This window comes from Sulfitobacter sp. HNIBRBA3233 (genome assembly GCF_040149665.1).
GTDB classification, from domain to species: Bacteria; Pseudomonadota; Alphaproteobacteria; order Rhodobacterales; family Rhodobacteraceae; genus Sulfitobacter; species Sulfitobacter marinivivus.
Genome location: NZ_JBEFLP010000009.1, coordinates 19,429 through 36,924, shown reverse-complemented (window position 1 = coordinate 36,924; position 17,496 = coordinate 19,429). Strand labels below are relative to the sequence as shown.

13 protein-coding genes are annotated in these 17,496 nt (G+C 65.3%); 11 read left to right on the top strand and 2 right to left on the bottom strand.

The window, feature by feature from the left end:
* Positions 1-7 precede the first annotated feature (7 nt).
* From ABMC89_RS18670 to ABMC89_RS18660, 3 genes are all read left to right on the top strand, one after another.
* Complete coding sequence (locus ABMC89_RS18670; RefSeq protein ID WP_349570697.1) at positions 8-1,297, top strand: AAA family ATPase; 1,290 nt, start codon at positions 8-10, stop codon at positions 1,295-1,297.
* Positions 1,287-2,348: a ParB/RepB/Spo0J family partition protein gene (locus ABMC89_RS18665; protein WP_349570695.1), complete on the top strand. Its 1,062-nt coding sequence runs from the start codon at positions 1,287-1,289 to the stop codon at positions 2,346-2,348. Before ABMC89_RS18670 ends, ABMC89_RS18665 begins: the two co-directional genes overlap by 11 nt.
* A 231-nt stretch (positions 2,349-2,579) precedes the next feature.
* A complete protein-coding gene (locus ABMC89_RS18660; RefSeq protein WP_349570693.1) occupies positions 2,580-3,899 on the top strand; it encodes an ArgE/DapE family deacylase in 1,320 nt (439 codons plus the stop codon).
* On the opposite strand, the gene ABMC89_RS18655 is transcribed toward ABMC89_RS18660, so the two are convergent.
* Complete coding sequence (locus ABMC89_RS18655) at positions 3,879-6,188, bottom strand: penicillin acylase family protein (protein ID WP_349570691.1); 2,310 nt, start codon at positions 6,186-6,188, stop codon at positions 3,879-3,881. The genes ABMC89_RS18660 and ABMC89_RS18655 overlap by 21 nt on opposite strands.
* A gap of 19 nt (positions 6,189-6,207) precedes the next feature.
* Positions 6,208-7,020, bottom strand: a complete 813-nt coding sequence (locus ABMC89_RS18650; protein WP_349570689.1) for an IclR family transcriptional regulator — start codon at positions 7,018-7,020, stop codon at positions 6,208-6,210.
* 153 nt (positions 7,021-7,173) lie between these two features.
* Here ABMC89_RS18650 and ABMC89_RS18645 point away from each other — a divergent pair, with 153 nt between their 5' ends.
* The 8 genes from ABMC89_RS18645 (at position 7,174) to ABMC89_RS18610 (ending at position 17,284) form a co-directional block, all read left to right on the top strand.
* Positions 7,174-8,688, top strand: a complete 1,515-nt coding sequence (locus ABMC89_RS18645; RefSeq protein WP_349570687.1) for a M81 family metallopeptidase — start codon at positions 7,174-7,176, stop codon at positions 8,686-8,688.
* Between the two features lie 113 nt (positions 8,689-8,801).
* The gene (locus tag ABMC89_RS18640; RefSeq protein ID WP_349570685.1) at positions 8,802-10,412 is read left to right on the top strand and encodes an ABC transporter substrate-binding protein; all 1,611 of its coding nucleotides are present in this window, start codon (positions 8,802-8,804) and stop codon (positions 10,410-10,412) included.
* A 74-nt stretch (positions 10,413-10,486) separates the two neighbouring features.
* Entirely contained in the window at positions 10,487-11,431 is a 945-nt protein-coding gene (locus ABMC89_RS18635) for an ABC transporter permease (RefSeq protein WP_349570683.1), read from the top strand.
* Positions 11,428-12,318 carry an ABC transporter permease gene (locus ABMC89_RS18630; RefSeq protein ID WP_349570681.1) on the top strand — a complete coding sequence of 297 codons (891 nt, stop codon included), beginning with the start codon at positions 11,428-11,430 and terminating at the stop codon, positions 12,316-12,318. The genes ABMC89_RS18635 and ABMC89_RS18630 overlap by 4 nt, the downstream gene beginning before the upstream one ends.
* On the top strand, positions 12,315-13,943 hold the full coding sequence (locus tag ABMC89_RS18625; protein ID WP_349570679.1) for an ABC transporter ATP-binding protein: 1,629 nt from the start codon (positions 12,315-12,317) through the stop codon (positions 13,941-13,943). The genes ABMC89_RS18630 and ABMC89_RS18625 overlap by 4 nt, the downstream gene beginning before the upstream one ends.
* Before the next feature lie 18 nt (positions 13,944-13,961).
* Complete coding sequence (locus ABMC89_RS18620; protein WP_349570677.1) at positions 13,962-15,125, top strand: M20 aminoacylase family protein; 1,164 nt, start codon at positions 13,962-13,964, stop codon at positions 15,123-15,125.
* Between the two features lie 13 nt (positions 15,126-15,138).
* Entirely contained in the window at positions 15,139-16,275 is a 1,137-nt protein-coding gene (locus tag ABMC89_RS18615; RefSeq protein ID WP_349570675.1) for a M20/M25/M40 family metallo-hydrolase, read from the top strand.
* Position 16,276: 1 nt separating this feature from the next.
* The gene (locus ABMC89_RS18610) at positions 16,277-17,284 is read left to right on the top strand and encodes an alpha/beta fold hydrolase (RefSeq protein WP_349570673.1); all 1,008 of its coding nucleotides are present in this window, start codon (positions 16,277-16,279) and stop codon (positions 17,282-17,284) included.
* Positions 17,285-17,496 lie beyond the last annotated feature (212 nt).

Sequence of the window (17,496 nt, the reverse complement as noted above, 5' to 3'; positions counted from 1 at the left end):
TCTGAACATGAACGAACGCAGCCTTGCCCAGCAAAGCGCGGTGCGCAAGGCGACGTTTTCTCCCGGAGAGGTGAAGGCGCTGCGGCCCTTCTCGATCTGGGAGATCAGCCAGTTCATGTTCGATGTCCCCGCCGACACCCTGCGCAAGAAGCTGGCCGACGACCCTTCGCTCCCGCAGGGAGAGACCGAGGACGACGGACGCCAGCGCTGGTTCACGCTCGAAGAGATCAACGAGCTGCGCCGCCGCGTCCGGTTCCGTGGCAAGACGCTGATGCCCGAACGCGCCAAGGGCCGCGCCATGCGGGTCGCGGTCAGCAACTTCAAGGGCGGCGTCGGCAAGACGGTAGTCGCCCAGCATCTGGCCAATGCCGCCGCCCTGGACGGCTACCGCGTGCTCTGCGTGGATTTCGACCCGCAGGCCACGCTGACCCATTCCATGGGCATCGTCGAGGTGAAGGAAACGAACACCGTCTGGGGCATCATGTGCCGCGATCTGTGCCGCGAGGCGGATCGGATCATGGAAAGCTACGATGACCCCGACGATTGCCCCTACCCGTCCTCGGACGAGCTGCCCGACGATGTCCGTGCCATCGGGGCGCAGCGGGTACAGGATTTCATCCAGCCGACCTGCTGGCCCACCATCGACATCATCCCGTCCTGTGCCAACGCGGCCTTCGTTGAATTCGCCTCGGCGCAGTACCGGTCGCTGCACAAGGCGTGGAGCTTCTTCGGCTGCGTCGCCCGCTACCTCGACGAGTTGCCGGACGATCAATACGACATCATCATTTTCGACTGCCCCCCCGCAATCGGCTACCAGTCGCTGAACGCGGCCTTCGCGGCGGATATTCTCTATATCCCGTCCGGGCCCGGCTATTGGGAATACGACAGCACCACCAGCTACCTGGGCCAGCTCGGCGATGCGATGGCCGACATCTCGGACGGCTTCGCCGGTGTTGCGGCGGACGCTGGTATCACGCTTCCGAAACGGTTTTCCGATATCCGCCTGTTGATGACCCGCTTTGAGAGCGCGAACCCCCTGCACGCCGCGATGATGGACGCGTTCCGCAATGTCTTTGGCGCGGATGTCTGCGCCCACCCGATCGAGATGACGCGCGCGGTGGAACAGTCGGGCCGCTTCCAGATGTCGGTCTACGAGCAGGACTACCGCCAGATGACGCGAGAGACATGGAAGCGCGCGCGGCAGAGTTTCGACCGCGCCTACGAGGAATTCCACGCGACGGTTCTGGCCGCGTGGAAACGCAACACCGACAAGCAGGAGAAGACCGATGGCAAATAGCAACAAGTTCGGCTTCGCGCCGGTAGAGCCCGAAACCCCCAAGTCGCGCCGCCCCCGCACGCCCGGTCCCATGGGGGCCGCCGTGCGCGATACCGCCGAGAACCTGACCGAAGCCACCAACGCCAAGGTCGCCCAACGGCGCCAGAATGCCGAGGACGCCAAGGAATACCGCACGGCACAGGAAGAAGGCCGGTTGCTGGTCAACATTCCGCTGGCCGAAGTGGCGACGACCGACCTGCCCCGCGACCGGATGGAGCTGGACGCCGTCGCGCGCTCGGACGAGATGGATGAGCTGAAGGCCTCGATCCGCGAGCGCGGTCAGAAAGAGCCGGTCGAAGTCTATGTCGACGGTGACGGCGTCTACCAGATCAAGAAGGGCTGGCGCCGCCTGACCGCGCTCGCCCAGCTTTACGCCGAGACCGGCGAGGACCGTTTCGCCACGGTGATCGCGCGGGTGGAGCGCGGGGCCGCCGACCGGATGCTGCGCTATGTCGATATGGTCGAGGAGAACGTGGTCCGCGAGGATCTGACCTTTGCCGAGATGGCGCAGGTTGCCATTACCGCCGCCCGCGACAGCGGCGTCGACGAAACCGATCCGGTGGAGCTGGTGAACCGGCTTTACGCCGCGCTGCACAAGACCAAGCGGTCCTACATCCGCAGCTTCGTCTTCCTGCTGGTCGCAGTCGGGGACGACCTGAAATTCCCCAAGGCCGTCGCCCGTAATCTGGGTGTGGATGTTGCCCGCGCGATCTCCTCCGAAGAGGACGCGGATGCCCTGCGCGCGGAGCTGTCCCGCTGTGATACCGCCGAGGCGCAGAATACGGCGCTTGCCGCTTTCGTTACAGCGCAGAAGGCCCGCGCAAAGCCCGAGAAGGACAGCGCCGAGCCCAAGCAGAAATTCGAATTCTACGTCGGCAAGACCAAGGTCACCGCGCGGGATGGCGAATGCCGGATCGTCAGCGCGCAGGATTACGCGACCGCGCCCAAGCATCTGCTGGAAGAGGCCGTGCGCGCCTTCGAGAACGTGCTGAAAGGCCCGCGCATCCGCTAGGCGGTTACCCATGGGTAACCGGTTGCGCGGGCGCGGGGCAGGGTGGAGCGGTTACCCATGGGTAACCGCTCTGCCGCCCGAAAACCGGGCTGGTTACCCATGGGTAACCCCGCTTGAAAATTAAAGTATATATTTTTCAGTACTTTAGGTATTTTTCGCTTCTGACGCCGCGATTGACGCTGGGTCAGAAAAGACCAAGATGGCGGCGTTACCCATAACAGGAGCACCGCCATGACATCCCCGGACGCCACCCCGCCGCTTTCCACTGACGCCGCAACCGCGATCACCAAAGCGGTTCACGACGGCTTTGACGCGCAGACGAAATTCCTCGCGGATTTCGTGCGCATTCCCAGCCTGCGGTTCGAGGAAGGACCGGCGCAGGATTACATGGCCGATGCCCTGCGTGATCGCGGATACAAGGTTGACGATTGGACAATCCACCTCTCGGATCTCGAACACCTCCCCGGGTTCGGACCGATCGACGGTGATTTCTCCCGCGCGCGCAGCGTCGTGGGCAGCCACCATCCGTCCGAGACCAAGGGCCGGTCGCTGATCCTGCAAGGGCATCTCGACGTGGTGCCTGCCGGGCCCTCCGACATGTGGACGCATCCGCCTTTCGAGCCGGTGATCGAAGGGGGCTGGATGTACGGGCGCGGGGCAGGGGACATGAAGGCCGGAACCGTTGCCGCGCTTTTCGCGCTCGACGCATTGCGCGCGGCCGGGTTTGAACCGGCGGCGACCGTGCATTTCCAGTCCGTGATCGAAGAGGAATCCACCGGCCTCGGTGCGCTGTCGACGTTGCAGCGGGGATACCGCGCGGACGTTGCCGTGCTGCCCGAACCGTCCGAGCTGACGATCAACCGCGCGCAGGTGGGCGCGCTGTGGTTCCGGCTGCGGGTGCGCGGCAAGCCGGTCCATGTTTCGCACGCGGGCGAAGGGTCTAACGCGATCCTCGCGGGATACGACATGATCCGCGCCCTGCAGGAGATGGAGGCGGAATGGAACGCCCGCGCCGCCGACCATCCAGTCTACGCCGATGTGCCGCATCCGCTGAACTTCAACGCGGGCAAGATCGCCGGTGGCGACTGGGCGTCGAGCGTGCCTGCCTGGTGCGACATCGATTGCCGGATGGGCGTGCTGCCGGGGCAGGATCTGGCCGAAGCCCGCGCCGAGATCGAGGCACGGGTCGCCGCCGCCGCGCGCGACCATCCGTTCCTGTCCAACAGCCCGCCCGAGGTCGTGTGGAACGGGTTCCAGGCCGAAGGTTATGTGTTGGGCGAGGACGCGGACCCGGCGCTGGACGTTATGCGCGCGGCCCACGCGCAGGTTTTCGGGGCTGACAGCAAGATCGAGGAGACCAAGATGACGGCCCTGACCGACACAAGGTTCTACGGTCTTTACTACGACATTCCTGCTTTCTGCATCGGGCCGCGCGCGCAGAACATCCACGGGTTCGACGAGCGCGTGGACCTGCAATCGGTGCGCGATCTGACGGTGGTGCTGGCCTTGTTCATCGCGCAGTGGTGCGGGCTAAACCCCTTGCGGGACTAGGTCGATCCGCGTTTCGGTCGCCGCATCCACCGCGGCGGCCGAATAGAGCATCGGGACGTATCGCCCTTCGGCCCAGAGCGGGGCCAGATCGTCGTAGTGGCGATGACCGGGCAGGCCGGACTGACCCGGCGCGTTGATCCAGACGCTCTTGTCCCAGGCGCCCACGTCCACGACCATGCGCACCGAGGCGCCGTTGCGCACATGGTAATCGCGCGCCTCGTAGTGGCCCATCATCACCGTGGTGCTGGAGCCGGCAGTGGCCAGTGGCCCGACGTCATGTGTCCCTCCCAGCGGGGTCAGAGCGTGGTCGAAATACCCCTTGTGCAGATCGCCCCAGCGCCAGTCGGCGGGATTGTCGCCGAAGCGCGCGCAGGTCGCGTCCCACGCGGCGGCAAGGGTTTCGGCCAGCAGGCCGTCGCGGTCGAGGCCCGCGCGCTGCGCAAGCCCGGGGTGCTGGCCGTCCAGCAGGCGCGCAACCGTCGGGATGTTTCCGGGGGTCAGGTAGGCCCGCAGGGCAGGGTCGTCTGTCACACGGTCGAGCAGGGCAGGGCGCAGGAAATCCGACAGCCAGTGTTCGAACAACAGCGCCGCGGCGGAGTTGACGCGCGCGTGGCCGTCCCAGCCGCGCAGCAGGTCGCGCGCCGGGGCAGGGGCGGTGTCGGGCAGCATCTTGCACAGCGCCAGCGCGGGCGCGGAAAAGCTGTCGCATTGCAGTGTGCAACTGCCCGCCACATCGCGCGCGCCGCCTTGGGCGATCACATCGGCGATGCGGGTCGCGCGCCCGTCCTCGAACCATTCGAAACCGACAGGGTCAGCCGCGTGATCCCAGCCGTCGGGGATGTTCATTTCGTTTGCCGTATGCACGAACCCCCGGTCGGGATTGACGATGGCCGGCAGATCGGCGGCGGTCATGTAACCTTGCCAGTCGAAGCGCCCGTCGCCCGCCACGGGGGCCAGACCGCGCCACCCGTTGCGTCGCGGCACATAGGCGGCGGATTGCCAGCAGATGTCGCCGGTGATGTCGGCATAGACCATGTTGACCGACGGCGCGCCCCAGGTCTTCAGCGCTTCGCGGAAGGCCGGCACACTGGTCGTGCGCATGGATTTGAGGCTGGCCATATAGGGCGACGTGCCGGGATCGGTAAAGACGGTGCGGACCGCGACAGCCGACGTGCCGTTGCTGTAGACAACCGGTCCATGACGCGAAAACACCAGTGTCAGAGACTGATCCGGCGCGCCCTTGACGGCGAAAGTCTCGGTCAGTTCGGTGAACTCCTCGGTGCCGTCGGTGGTCCGGTAGGCGCGGCCCTCCTTGGCCAGATCGTAGACGAATACGTCCTCCTGATCGGCACAGAAGATCGTCAGGCTGAAGGCCGCGGTGCCGTTGTGGCCCGCCATGATCCCGGGCGACGAAGGTTCGCCCGCGCCGATCAGGTCCATCCCCGGCGCGCTGAGGTGCACCATATAGCGCAGCGAGGGCGCGGCGTGCAGCCGGTGCGGGTCGCTGGCCATGATCGGGCGGCCGCTGTCGGTTTGCGATCCGGCGATTGCCCAGTTGTTCGATCCCTCCATGGAGGGCGCGGCCCGCTGGACCGCTTTGCGGGCATCGACGGCGGCCCACAGATGCGCCTCCTCCAGCGTCGCGTTCAGGCGGTCGTGCTGGAACGTGACGGGGGCGGTTGCCAGTTCATAGACGGCCAGTGCATCGGGCGGCAGCTCGGCGTCCGACATCGTCTCCCACTCCTGCGCGGGGACGGGGGGCGACAGGGGCACGCGCAGCAGATCGGTTTCGGCGTCGGCAAGGCGGTGGACCTGCATCCGGGCAAGTTCCGACGCGGCGTTGCGCGACAGGCAGTGGGTGCGGATGCGCACCACATCCTCGGGGGCCCAATGGGCCGGTTTCGTCCCTAACACGGCGAATTCGGGGGGAAGGGGCCATGTACCATCCAGCACCAGATCGACACCCGCGTTGATGCCTTGGGCGAAGGCGGTGCAGATATCCTCTGCGTCCTCGCCGTAAGCGGCCCATTCGGGCGCCATATCCCCGCGATAGAGAAACAGCCGCGCGGCGCGGTCCTGCATCAGATAGCCGGGGCCGAAATCTGCGGCCAGAAGGCCAAGGCCGCGCTTGCGCCACAGATCGATCTGCCACAGCCGGTCACGGGCGGCGTTGAACCCCTGCAGGAAGAACGCATCGCGGGGGGATGCAGCGCGGATATGCGCCATGCCCCATGTGTCGATGGAAATGCTGGCGGGGCCGGAAAGGCCGGGCAGGGTAAGGGTGTCCATGGAAAGCTCCTGTATGAAATCAGTATTTGCTGAGCGCACGAGCCGCTTGCTGGCCCAGAGGTGCGGCGCGGGCGGCGAAATCCTCGGGTGTCCATTCCGCCAGAGTGCCCGCGATATGGATCGCCCCCACCGGCGCACCATGCGCATCGAGAATGGCAAAGCCCATCGCGATTTCACCGGCGAGGATCTGGCTGATGGTCAGCGCGAACCCGCGTTCGCGGGTTTCCTCGATGGCCTCCATGATCTGGTCCACCTCGGTTAGCGTATGGGGTGTGAACGGCCTGCGGTCCGAGCGTTCGACGATGTCGCGCGCGGCGTCCTGCGGCAGCCGCGCGAGGATCGCCAGCCCGCCGGAGGTGCAGAAGGTGGGCACGCTGTGGCCTACGATGGAGGCATTGAAGGTCTGGCGTTTGGTTTGCAGACGGATCGCGTAGATGACGCGCAAATCGTCGAAGAGCGAGAAATCCACCCGCTCGCGGACCTCCGTGCGCAGCTCCTGCAACACCGGGGTGGCCTGTCGCACCAGCGGATTGAGGCGCAGGTAGTCGAGCGTGTGATCGAGCAAGCGCACGCCGGGCACAAAGCCGTGACCGTCCGCGTCCCTGTCGATGTAGCGCAGCGCGCGCATGGTGTGCACCATACGTTGTGCCGCGCTGCGGTCGATCCCGGCGCGGCTTGCGATGTCGGTCAGGGTCAGCGGCCCGTTGGCGTGGTGGAAGGCAGACAGAACCGCCGTTGCCTTTTCCACGGACCGGACGAAAAGCGGGTTGGCGCGGTCCTCGGCGGTCGGGGCGCGTTTGCCGGGTTCGGCACGGGTCGTGTTGCGGGACATACGGGCCCTCCGGTAGCTGCGCCATTGACGCAGAGTAAGCGTCCGTCCTACGCTTTCTATACGATGCCGTTGTATTGTCTGGCAATACTTTGATCCATCGTCGAAGGGGCGCCGTTGCATCGCATCCGGTCGACGAAAACGGGGGTAAAACTAATGTCGAAGCGCGTGGCGCTTGCCGGTTTCTTGCACGAAACGAACACTTTCGCGCCTACCAAGGCGCGTATGGAGGACTTTGTTCAGGGGGGTGGATACATGCCCCTCGTGCGCGGCGCGGCGGTTCTGGAGCGGGGGCGCGACATCAATCTGGGCATCGGCGGCGCGGTGAGATTTGGCGAATCAGCCGGCTGGGAAATGGTGCCGATCCTCTGGGCGGGGGCGATTCCGTCGGCTCATGTGTCGCGAGATGCCTACGAAAGCATCACAGCTGATATTATTTCCGGCATTGCCGCCGCAGGGCCGCTGGACGGTGTGCTGATCGATCTGCACGGCGCCATGGTCGCGGAACACGAGGATGACGGGGAGGGCGCGCTGCTGCGACGGGTGCGCGAGACCGTCGGCCCCGATGTGCCGATCGCCGCGTCGCTGGACCTGCATGGCAACATCACCGAAGCGATGGGCGAGGCGGCGGATGTTCTGGTGGGCTTTCGCACCTATCCGCATGTGGACATGGCCGATACCGGCTATCGCGCGGCGACGCAGCTGGACGCGCTGATGGCGCGCGGCGCGCCCTTCGCGAAGGCGTTCCGCCGGTTGCCGTTTCTGGTGCCCATCGCGTGGCAGAGCACCCGGGCCGAGCCGGCCAAGGGGATCTATGATCTGGTCGCCGGGCTGGAAGGGGGCGGCGTTGCCAGCACGTCTTTCTTCTTCGGTTTTCCGGCGGCGGATTTTCCGGGCTGTGGCCCGACCGTGGTTTGTTACGCCGACGGCCCGACGCGGGCCGAGGCCGCGGCGGACCGGATCGAACAGGCGGTTCTGGATGCAGAACCCGCGCTGGCCGGAGAGACATTCGAGCCCGAGGCGGGCGTGATCGAGGCGATGCGCATCGCGCGGACGGCGACCAAGCCGGTGGTGATCGCGGACACGCAGGACAATCCCGGCGCGGGCGGGGACAGCAATACGACGGGCATGCTGCGCGCGCTGGTCGCGCAGAACGCACAGCGCGCGGCGCTCGGCAACATGGTCGATCCGCGGGCGGCGGCGGCGGCCCATGCGGCGGGGCAGGGGGCCGAGATCACCCTCGCGCTGGGTGGCTTTTCCGGCATCGCGGGCGACGCCCCTTTCGAGGGGAGTTTCACGGTCGAAACCCTGTCGGACGGCAAGCTGGTGGCGAACGGGCCGTTCTACGGCGGGGCGCCTCTGGACATGGGCCCGTCCGCCTGCCTGCGCATCGGCGATGTGCGGGTGGTGGTGACGACCCACAAGGCGCAGATGGCCGACCGCGAGATGTACCGCTTTGTCGGGATCGAGCCCGAGGCGCAGGCGATCCTCGTCAACAAGAGCTCGGTGCATTTCCGTGCCGATTTCGACGGTATCGCCGAGACGATCCTGACCTGCACGGCCCCCGGCCCGATGCCGGTCAGCCCGGCGAGCCTGCCTTTCACCAATCTTGCCCCCGGCATGCGGCTGGAGCCGCTGGGCCCTGTGTTCGACCCCAAAACCGCCGCCTGATCGGGCGGTGCGTGTATGAAACAAGAAGGAGACCCGACAGACAGACCAGAAGGCCAAGACGATAAAAGGGGCAAAAGCCCCGTGAAGACACCAACATCCAAGGGAGTTACGACATGAATTTTCTGAATATGAAATCCACGCCGAAGGGGACATTCCGAATGTCTCTGTTCAGCGCGGCGCTTGCGGGCTTTGCCCTGCTGGCGGGCGGACTGGACGCGCAGACGCTGCGCGCCGTGAAGCACTCGGATCTGCGGGTTCTCGACCCGATCCTGACCACCGCCTACATGAGCCGGAACCACGGCTACATGATCTTCGACACGCTCTATGCGCTGGACAGCGATCTGGTGCCGCAGCCGCAGATGGTCGACAGCCATGAAGTGTCCGAGGACGGGCTGACCTATACCTTCACCCTGCGCGACGGTCTGAAATTCCACGACGGCGCGGATGTGACCGGCACGGATGTCGCCGCGTCGATCAAGCGCTGGGGCGAACGCGACGGCATGGGCCAGGTGCTGATGTCCTTCGTCGAGGACATGATGCAGGGCGATGCGCCCAACCAGTTCGTGATCAAGCTGAAGGAACCCTACGGTCTGGTGATCGACAGTCTGGCAAAGCCGTCGTCGAACGTGCCATTCATCATGCCCGCGCGTCTGGCAGAGACACCATCGACCGAGGCGATCCCGGAGCAGATCGGGTCGGGCCCGTTCAAATGGGTCGCGGATGAATACCAGCCCGGTGTGATCGCGGTGTACGAGAAAAACGAAGACTACGTTCCGCGCGACGAGCCGCCAAGCTTTGCCGCCGGTGGCAAGGTCGTGAAGGTGGACCGTGTCGAATGGGTCGTGATGGCCGATGACCAGACCGCGCTGAACGCGCTGCAGGCCGGCGAGATCGACTATTGGGAGCAGCCGCCATCGGACCTGTTGCCGATCCTCGAGGCGAACCCCGACGTGACGGTCAAGAACCTCAACGCGCTCGGCTTCCAGACGATCATGCGCCCGAACACGCTGAACCCACCGATGGACAACCCGCTGGTCCGCAAGGCCGCGATTGCATCGGTGAACCAGAAGGACGTGCTCGAAGCGCTGGTCGGTACACCCGATCTCTACAAGATCTGCGGTGCGATGTTCGTCTGTGACACGCCGCTGGCCACTGACGTCGGCTCGGAAACGCTGGTCGAGGGCAACGGCATGGAGCAGGCCAAGGCGCTGCTGGAAGAAGCCGGATACGATGGCACGCCCATCGTTGTCATGCACCCGACCGACGTTGCCTCGCTGCGCTCGCAGCCGGTGGTGATCGCGCAGGCGATGCGTGACGCGGGCTTTACCGTCGATCTGCAGGCGATGGACTGGCAGACGCTGGTCGGCCGCCGTGCATCCCAGGCGCCCATCGACGAGGGCGGCTGGCACATGTTCATGACCAACTGGGTGGGTGCCGACGTGTTCAACCCGCTGGTCAACAACATGGTCAACGGCAAGGGTACCGCCGGGGGCTGGTTCGGCTGGCCAGACGTGCCGAAGCTTGAGGAACTGCGGACGGAATACGCAACCTCGACTTCGCTCGAAAAGCAGAAAGAGCTTGCCGCGGAAATCCAGAAGATCGCCTACGAGGAAGGCATCTATGCGCCGATCGGCCAGTACTTCGTGCCGACCGCATGGTCGAACTCCCTCGAAGGGGTGCTGGACGCGCCCGCGCCGCTGTTCTGGAACATCACCAAGAACTGACGCCAAGTCCCGGCCCCCTGCGACGGGGGCCGGGGCCCATCAATGAAAATTCCTGACCCGAAAGGTCCGTTCTCATGGTCCTCTACATCGTGCAGCGTATTCTTGCCGCGATCCCTGTCATGGGGTTTGTCGCGCTTTTCGTGTTCCTGCTCTTGCGGCTGACGCCCGGTGACCCCGCAGCAATCATCGCCGGCGATACCGCGACGCCCGAACAGCTCGAGGCGATCCGCACCTCGCTGGGGCTCAACGATCCCTTGCTGGTGCAGTTCCTGAACTGGATCACCGATCTGCTGCGCGGCGATTTCGGGACGTCGGTGCTGTCCGGCAAACCGGTGCTGGAACTGATCGCCGACCGGATGGAGCCGACCATCAGCCTTGCGCTGACCACCATCATCCTGTCCGTCATCATCGCCGTACCGCTGGGTGTCATCGCGGCGTGGAAGCAGGGCACGCTGATCGACCGCTTCGTGATGCTGCTGTCGGTGCTGGGCTTTTCGGTGCCGGTCTTCGTGATCGGCTATCTGATGATTTCGCTCTTCTCGATGCAGCTGGGCTGGTTTCCGGTGCAGGGGTTCCGCCCCATCGGCGAGGGTGTCGGTCCGTTCTTCCACCGCATCGCCCTGCCGACGCTGACGCTGACGCTGCTTTATATCGCGCTGATCGCGCGGATCACCCGCACCTCGATGCTGGAAATTCTGGGCGACGATTACGTGCGCACGGCCCGCGCCAAGGGGTTGCCGGAACGAAAGGTGCTGATGCGCCACGCGCTGCGCAACTGTTCTGTGCCGATCATCACGGTGATCGGCATCGGTTTCGCGCTGATCATTTCGGGCGTTGTCGTGACCGAGTCCGTGTTCAACCTGCCGGGGCTGGGCCGTCTGACGGTCGATGCCGTGCTGAGCCGGGACTATCCGGTCATTCAGGCGGTCATCCTGCTCGCCTCTCTTATCTATGTCGTCATCAACCTGCTGATCGACATCGCCTATGTGCTGCTTGACCCGAGGATCCGTTATTCATGACCGATCAATCCGCTTCCGCTCTCGTTCCTGTCCGTGTGTCGCCGCTGGGGCGCGCCCGCGAGATCGTGTTTTCCAGTCCGCTGGTGACACTTGCTACCGCGATCCTCGTGGTGATCGTGCTGTCGGCGCTGTTTGCCGTCTGGGTCGTGCCGCACGATCCGGTGCGCCTGTCGCCGTCGGTGCGTCTGAAACCGCCGAGCGAGGATTTCTGGCTGGGCACCGATGCCTACGGGCGCGACCTGTTTTCGCGGATCATCTACGGCGGGCGGATATCGCTGGTCGTGGGGATCGCGGCGGCGATTTTCGCCGTGGTGCTGGGGCTGCTGTTCGGCCTGCTGGCGGGATACATCCGCTGGCTCGACGCGGTGCTGATGCGGATGGTGGACGGCCTGATGGCGATCCCGTCGATCCTGCTGGCCATCGCCATCGTGTCGCTCTGGGGCGCGAGCCTCTGGACGGTGCTGGTGGCGATCACCATCCCCGAGGTGCCACGGGTGATCCGGCTGGTCCGGTCGCTGGTGCTGTCGGCGCGGGAAGAACCCTATGTCGAGGCGGCGATTGCCGCGGGCACACCCACCTGGCTGATCATGCGGCGGCATCTGGTGCCCAACACCATCGCGCCGCTGATCATTCAGGGCACCTATATCTGCGCCAGTGCGATCCTGACCGAGGCGATCCTGAGTTTCCTTGGCGCGGGCATCAACCCCGAGACACCGAGCTGGGGCAACATCATGGCCGAGGGCCGGATCTATTTCCAGATCAACCCGGGCATCGTGCTCTGGCCCGGTCTGGTCGTGTCGGTGACAATCCTGTCCATCAACCTTTTGGGCGATGCAGTGCGTGACGCGCTGGATCCGCGCATGGCAAAGCGGGGAATCGAAAGATGAGCCTTCTGGATATCAAGGACCTGCGCATCGCGCTGAACGGCGATGCGGACAGCCAGGTCGTCAAGGGCCTGAACCTGAGCATCGAGCCCGGCCAGACCACCTGTCTGGTCGGCGAGAGCGGGTCGGGCAAATCGCTGACCGCCTTGGCGACCATGGGTCTGTTGCCGCCGGTGCTGAAACCCATCGCGGGGTCGATCAAGCTGAAGGGCGAGGAGCTGCTGGGGGCGCGGCAGTCGCGGCTGCGCAACCTGCGCGCCACGTCGATGTCGATGATCTTTCAGGAGCCGATGACGGCGCTGAACCCGGTCGCGCGTGTGGGCCAGCAGATCGAGGAAGTGCTGGAGTTCCACTCCGACATGTCCCAGTCGCAGCGGCGCACCCGCGTGAAGGAGATGATGGAGCAGGTGCACCTGCCGGACGTGGACAAGATGTACCGCAGTTTTCCGCACCAGTTGTCGGGCGGGCAGCGCCAGCGCATCATGATCGCGATGGCGCTGGTGATGCGTCCGCAGCTTCTGATCGCGGACGAGCCGACGACCGCGCTGGACGTGACCACGCAGGCGCAGATCCTCGATCTGATTCGCGAGCTGCGCGAGGAACAGGGCGCGGCGGTTCTGTTCATCACCCACGATATGGGCGTGGTATCGGAAATCGCCGACGATGTGACCGTTCTGAAGCTGGGCGAGGTGATGGAGACGCAGAGCGTCGACAACCTGCTGCGGAAGCCGCAGACCGACTATACCCGCGACCTGCTGAGCGCGGTGCCAAGCCAGGTGCCGCGGATGGAGCGGCCGCGGACTTCGGACAACATCGTGCTGGAGGCGGACGACCTTTGCAAAACCTACGGCGGCGCGGGCCTGTTCGGACGCGGGCGCGAAGTGAAGGCGGCGCAGAACGTCAGTTTCACCATCCCCAAGGGCCGTACCCTGGGCATCGTCGGCGAAAGCGGGTCGGGCAAGACCACGGTGGCGCGCTGCATCATGCGGCTGATCGATCCCACATCGGGTGCGATCCGCGTGGGCGGCACGGATATCGCCCATCTCAGCCAGAAGGAGCTGAAGCCGCAGCGCAAGAATATCCAGATCGTTTTCCAGGATCCCATGCGCTCGCTCAACCCGCGCATCGAGATCGGGCAGTCGATCATCGAGGGCCCGCTGAACTTCGGCGTGCCCCGCGACGCGGCAATGAAGCGCGCGCGCGAGCTGCTGGAACTGGTTGGCCTGCCGGCGAGCGCCGTCGACCGTTTCCCGCACCAGTTCTCGGGCGGGCAGCGCCAGCGCATCGCCATCGCCCGCGCCCTGGCCATGGACCCCGATGTGCTGGTCGCGGACGAGGCGGTATCGGCGCTCGACGTATCCGTACAGGCGCAGGTTCTCGAACTGCTGGCCGAGCTTCAGGAGCGTCTGGGCCTCGGCATCCTGTTCATCACCCATGACCTCGGCGTCGCGGCGCAGGTCTGCGACGATGTGCTGGTGATGCAGCACGGGCAGGTCGTCGAATACGGCCCCGCCGCACAGGTGCTGGGATCGCCGCAGCAGGACTATACCAAGGCGTTGATCGCCGCCGCACCCGGTCGCCACTGGGATTTCGCGAATTTCCGGCCTTTCGCCGAGGCCGCAGAGTAACACCGGAGAAAGCTTTACATGAATATCATGCCCATCATCGCCGACAGCACCACCGAGCTGGAGGAGATCTTCAAGGATCTGCACGCGCATCCCGAGATCGGGTTCACCGAACACCGCACCTCGGGCGTGGTGGCCGATAAACTGAAATCCTACGGCGTGGACGAGGTGCACACCGGCATCGCGGGCACCGGCGTCGTGGGGATCATCAAGGGCAGCCGCGCGGGCGACCGCCGGATCGGTCTGCGCGCCGATATGGACGCGCTGCCCATCGAAGAGGAAACCAACCTCGCCTATCGCTCGACCAACCCCGGCGTGATGCACGCCTGCGGCCACGACGCCCATACCACCATGCTGCTGGGCGCGGCCAAGCATCTGGCGAAGACGCGGGATTTCGCCGGGACTGCCGTGCTGATCTTCCAGCCCGCCGAAGAAGGTCTGGGCGGCGCGCGCGGGATGCTGGCGGACGGGCTGTTCGACCGGTTCCCCTGCGACGAAGTCTACGGGATGCACAACTCCCCGAACGGAGAGCCGGGGACCGTCGGTATCTGCAAGGGCGCGGCGATGGCGGGGGCCTCGTTTTTCGACATCACCGTGCAGGGCAAGGGCAGCCATGCGGCGATGCCGCATCAATCGCGCGATCCGCTGATCATCGCATCGAGCCTTGTGGGCGATCTTCAGACGATCCTGTCGCGCAACGTGCCGCCGCTGGATACCTGCGTGCTGTCGGTGACGCAGATCCACGCCGGATCGGCCTATAACGTGGTGCCCGATACCGCCAAGCTTGCGGGCACGATCCGCTATTTCAAGGACGAGGTGCGCGACATCGCCGAGGACCGGATGCGCGCGCTTTGCGCGGGCTTTGCCACCGCCTACGGGGTCGAGATCAACATCGAGTTGCGCAACATCTTCGACGTGCTGATGAACGACGCGGATCTGTCGGAGGCCTATATGGAGGCGGCGGCCGACATCGTCGGCAAGGACAAGATCAGCGGCACGGACGAACCCGCCACCGGGTCGGAGGATTTCGCCGATATGCTCAAGGTCGTGCCCGGTGCCTATTGCCGCATCGGCCACTCCGGCACCACCGGTCTGCATAACCCCAGCTTCTTTCTGGATCCCGAAGTGTTGCCGGTGGGGGCGTCGGTGATGGCGCGTATCGTGGAACGCCGGTTGGCCAGCTGAAGGGAAGATACAGATGAATCCGCTAGAATTACCTTTCGATACCGACGAGATGCTGGCCGGCCTGCGCCCGTGGGTCGAATGCGAGAGCCCGACGTTCGACGCTGCCGCCGTGAACCGGATGATGGATCTGGCGGCCTATGATCTGGCCGCGATGGGCGCGCAGGTCGAACGTATTCCGGGGCGCATGGGCTTTGGCGGATCGGTGCGCGCGCGTCTGCCGCACCCCGATCGCGGACGCGTGCCGGGCATCCTGATCGCGGGGCACATGGATACGGTGCATCCGGTTGGCACGCTCGACGTGCTGCCGTTCCGGCGCGAGGGCAATCTGTGCTACGGGCCGGGCATCATGGACATGAAGGGTGGCAATTACATCAGCCTCGAGGCGATCCGCCAGCTTGCGCGGGCGGGGCTGGAGACTCCGCTGCCCGTGACCGTGCTGTTTACCCCCGATGAAGAGGTCGGCACGCCTTCGACCCGCGACCTGATCGAGGCGGAGGCCGCGCGCAACGCCTATGTGCTGGTGCCCGAACCGGGCCATGACGACGGCGGCGTGACCATCGGGCGCTACGCGATTGCGCGGTTCAACCTGCGGACCGTCGGTCAGCCCAGCCACGCCGGCGCGCGCCTGTCGGACGGTAAATCCGCAATCGCCGCCATGGCCCGCAAGATCGGCGAGATCGAAGAGATGACCGGCCCCGACTGCACCTTCAGCGTCGGTGTGATCCACGCCGGGCAATGGGTGAATTGCGTGTCCTCCTTCTGCGATGCCGAGGCGCTGAGCATGGCGAAAAAGCAGGAAGACCTCGACCACGGGGTGGAACGCATGCTGGCCCTTCAGGGCGAGGTGAACGGCGTCGCTTTCGAAGTCGAACGCGGGGTCACGCGCCCGGTCTGGCACCCCGACACCCCCGGCACGGCCAAGATTTTCGCGGTGGCGAAAGACATCGCCAAGGAGCTGGGTTTCGAGCTGCAGGGCCGGAGCCAGGGCGGCGGATCGGACGGGAATTTCACCGGTGCGATGGGCATTCCGACGCTTGATTCGCTGGGCGTGCGCGGGGCGGACCTGCATACGCTGAACGAACACATCCACGTCGACAGTCTGGCCGAGCGGGCGCGGCTGATGGCCGGTTTGCTGATGCGGTTGTCCTGACGTGACGCACAGCACCTTCGATCTGCCGCAGTTCAGGCTGCAGCGCGGGATGACGCTGCCCACGGCGCGGCTGGCCTACCGGACCTACGGCACCCTGAACGCCGACCGGTCGAACGCGATCCTCTATCCCACCTCCTACGGGGCGCAGCATTCGGATATCGACTGGCTGATCGGGCCGGGGCGGGTGCTGGACCCCGACAAATGGTTCATCGTCATCCCGAACATGTTCGGCAACGGCCTGTCGAGCTCGCCTTCGAACGTGGCGCAGCCCCTCGGGCCCGGACGGTTTCCGCTGGTAACCCACTGGGACAACGTGCACGCGCAGCGCGCCCTGCTGCGCGAGGTGTTCGGGATCGAGCGGCTGGCGCTGATCTATGGCTGGTCGATGGGTGCACAGCAGGCGCTGCACTGGGGCGCGCTGTTTCCCGATGCGGTCGCGCGCATTGTCGCCGTCTGCGGATCGGCGCGCACCTCCGAGCACAACAAGGTTTTCCTGCAAGGGGTCCGCGCTACGCTGACCGGCGATCCGCACTGGCGCGGCGATCATTTCACCGCGCATCCGGTTCAGGGCCTGCGCGCCATGGGGCGCGTCTATGCCGGCTGGGCCATGAGCCAGGCGTTCTATCGCGAGCGTCTGTGGCAGGGTGCGGGATTTGCGTCGCTCGAGGATTTTCTGGTGCGTTCGTGGGAGGCGAATTTCCTGCGGCGCGACGCCCATGACCTGCTGGCGAGCCTCGAGACATGGATGGTCTCGGACATCTCTGACAACGCGGTCTTTGGCGGAGATCTGGGCGCGGCGCTGGGAGCGATCACCGCGCGCAGCATCATCATGCCGTCGCGAACGGACCTCTATTTCACGCCGGAGGACAGCGAAGCGGAAACCGCGCAGATGCCGAATGCCGAGTTTCGCGTCATCGAGTCGATCTGGGGCCACCGCGCGGGCAATCCGGCGCTGAACCCCGAGGACGAGGCCACGCTGGCGCGCGCCGTGGCAGATGTGCTGAGCTGAGGGGCTGGCGGCTGTTGCCGCCGCGTCGCCCAATAGGGCACTGATCTGCTTCAGTGCCGCAGATAATGAAGTTTATGTAATATGTGCTGAAGTGCGAAATTGCGGCTTCCACAACCTTTTCAAGGATATTCAGACGCGGTCACATCCATCACAAACAATCAGAGGTCACCGGCGAGATCGCGTTCATAGACGGATTGTTCGACCCCGCCGCC

What these genes read in the sequence shown, in the direction of transcription:
- ABMC89_RS18670 (WP_349570697.1), top strand. Translation starts at nt 8, where the DNA reads ATGAACGAACGCAGCCTTGCCCAGCAAAGCGCGGTGCGCAAGGCGACG.
- ABMC89_RS18665 (WP_349570695.1), top strand. Translation starts at nt 1,287, where the DNA reads ATGGCAAATAGCAACAAGTTCGGCTTCGCGCCGGTAGAGCCCGAAACC.
- ABMC89_RS18660 (WP_349570693.1), top strand. Translation starts at nt 2,580, where the DNA reads ATGACATCCCCGGACGCCACCCCGCCGCTTTCCACTGACGCCGCAACC.
- ABMC89_RS18655 (WP_349570691.1), bottom strand. Translation starts at nt 6,188, where the DNA reads ATGGACACCCTTACCCTGCCCGGCCTTTCCGGCCCCGCCAGCATTTCC.
- ABMC89_RS18650 (WP_349570689.1), bottom strand. Translation starts at nt 7,020, where the DNA reads ATGTCCCGCAACACGACCCGTGCCGAACCCGGCAAACGCGCCCCGACC.
- ABMC89_RS18645 (WP_349570687.1), top strand. Translation starts at nt 7,174, where the DNA reads ATGTCGAAGCGCGTGGCGCTTGCCGGTTTCTTGCACGAAACGAACACT.
- ABMC89_RS18640 (WP_349570685.1), top strand. Translation starts at nt 8,802, where the DNA reads ATGAATTTTCTGAATATGAAATCCACGCCGAAGGGGACATTCCGAATG.
- ABMC89_RS18635 (WP_349570683.1), top strand. Translation starts at nt 10,487, where the DNA reads ATGGTCCTCTACATCGTGCAGCGTATTCTTGCCGCGATCCCTGTCATG.
- ABMC89_RS18630 (WP_349570681.1), top strand. Translation starts at nt 11,428, where the DNA reads ATGACCGATCAATCCGCTTCCGCTCTCGTTCCTGTCCGTGTGTCGCCG.
- ABMC89_RS18625 (WP_349570679.1), top strand. Translation starts at nt 12,315, where the DNA reads ATGAGCCTTCTGGATATCAAGGACCTGCGCATCGCGCTGAACGGCGAT.
- ABMC89_RS18620 (WP_349570677.1), top strand. Translation starts at nt 13,962, where the DNA reads ATGAATATCATGCCCATCATCGCCGACAGCACCACCGAGCTGGAGGAG.
- ABMC89_RS18615 (WP_349570675.1), top strand. Translation starts at nt 15,139, where the DNA reads ATGAATCCGCTAGAATTACCTTTCGATACCGACGAGATGCTGGCCGGC.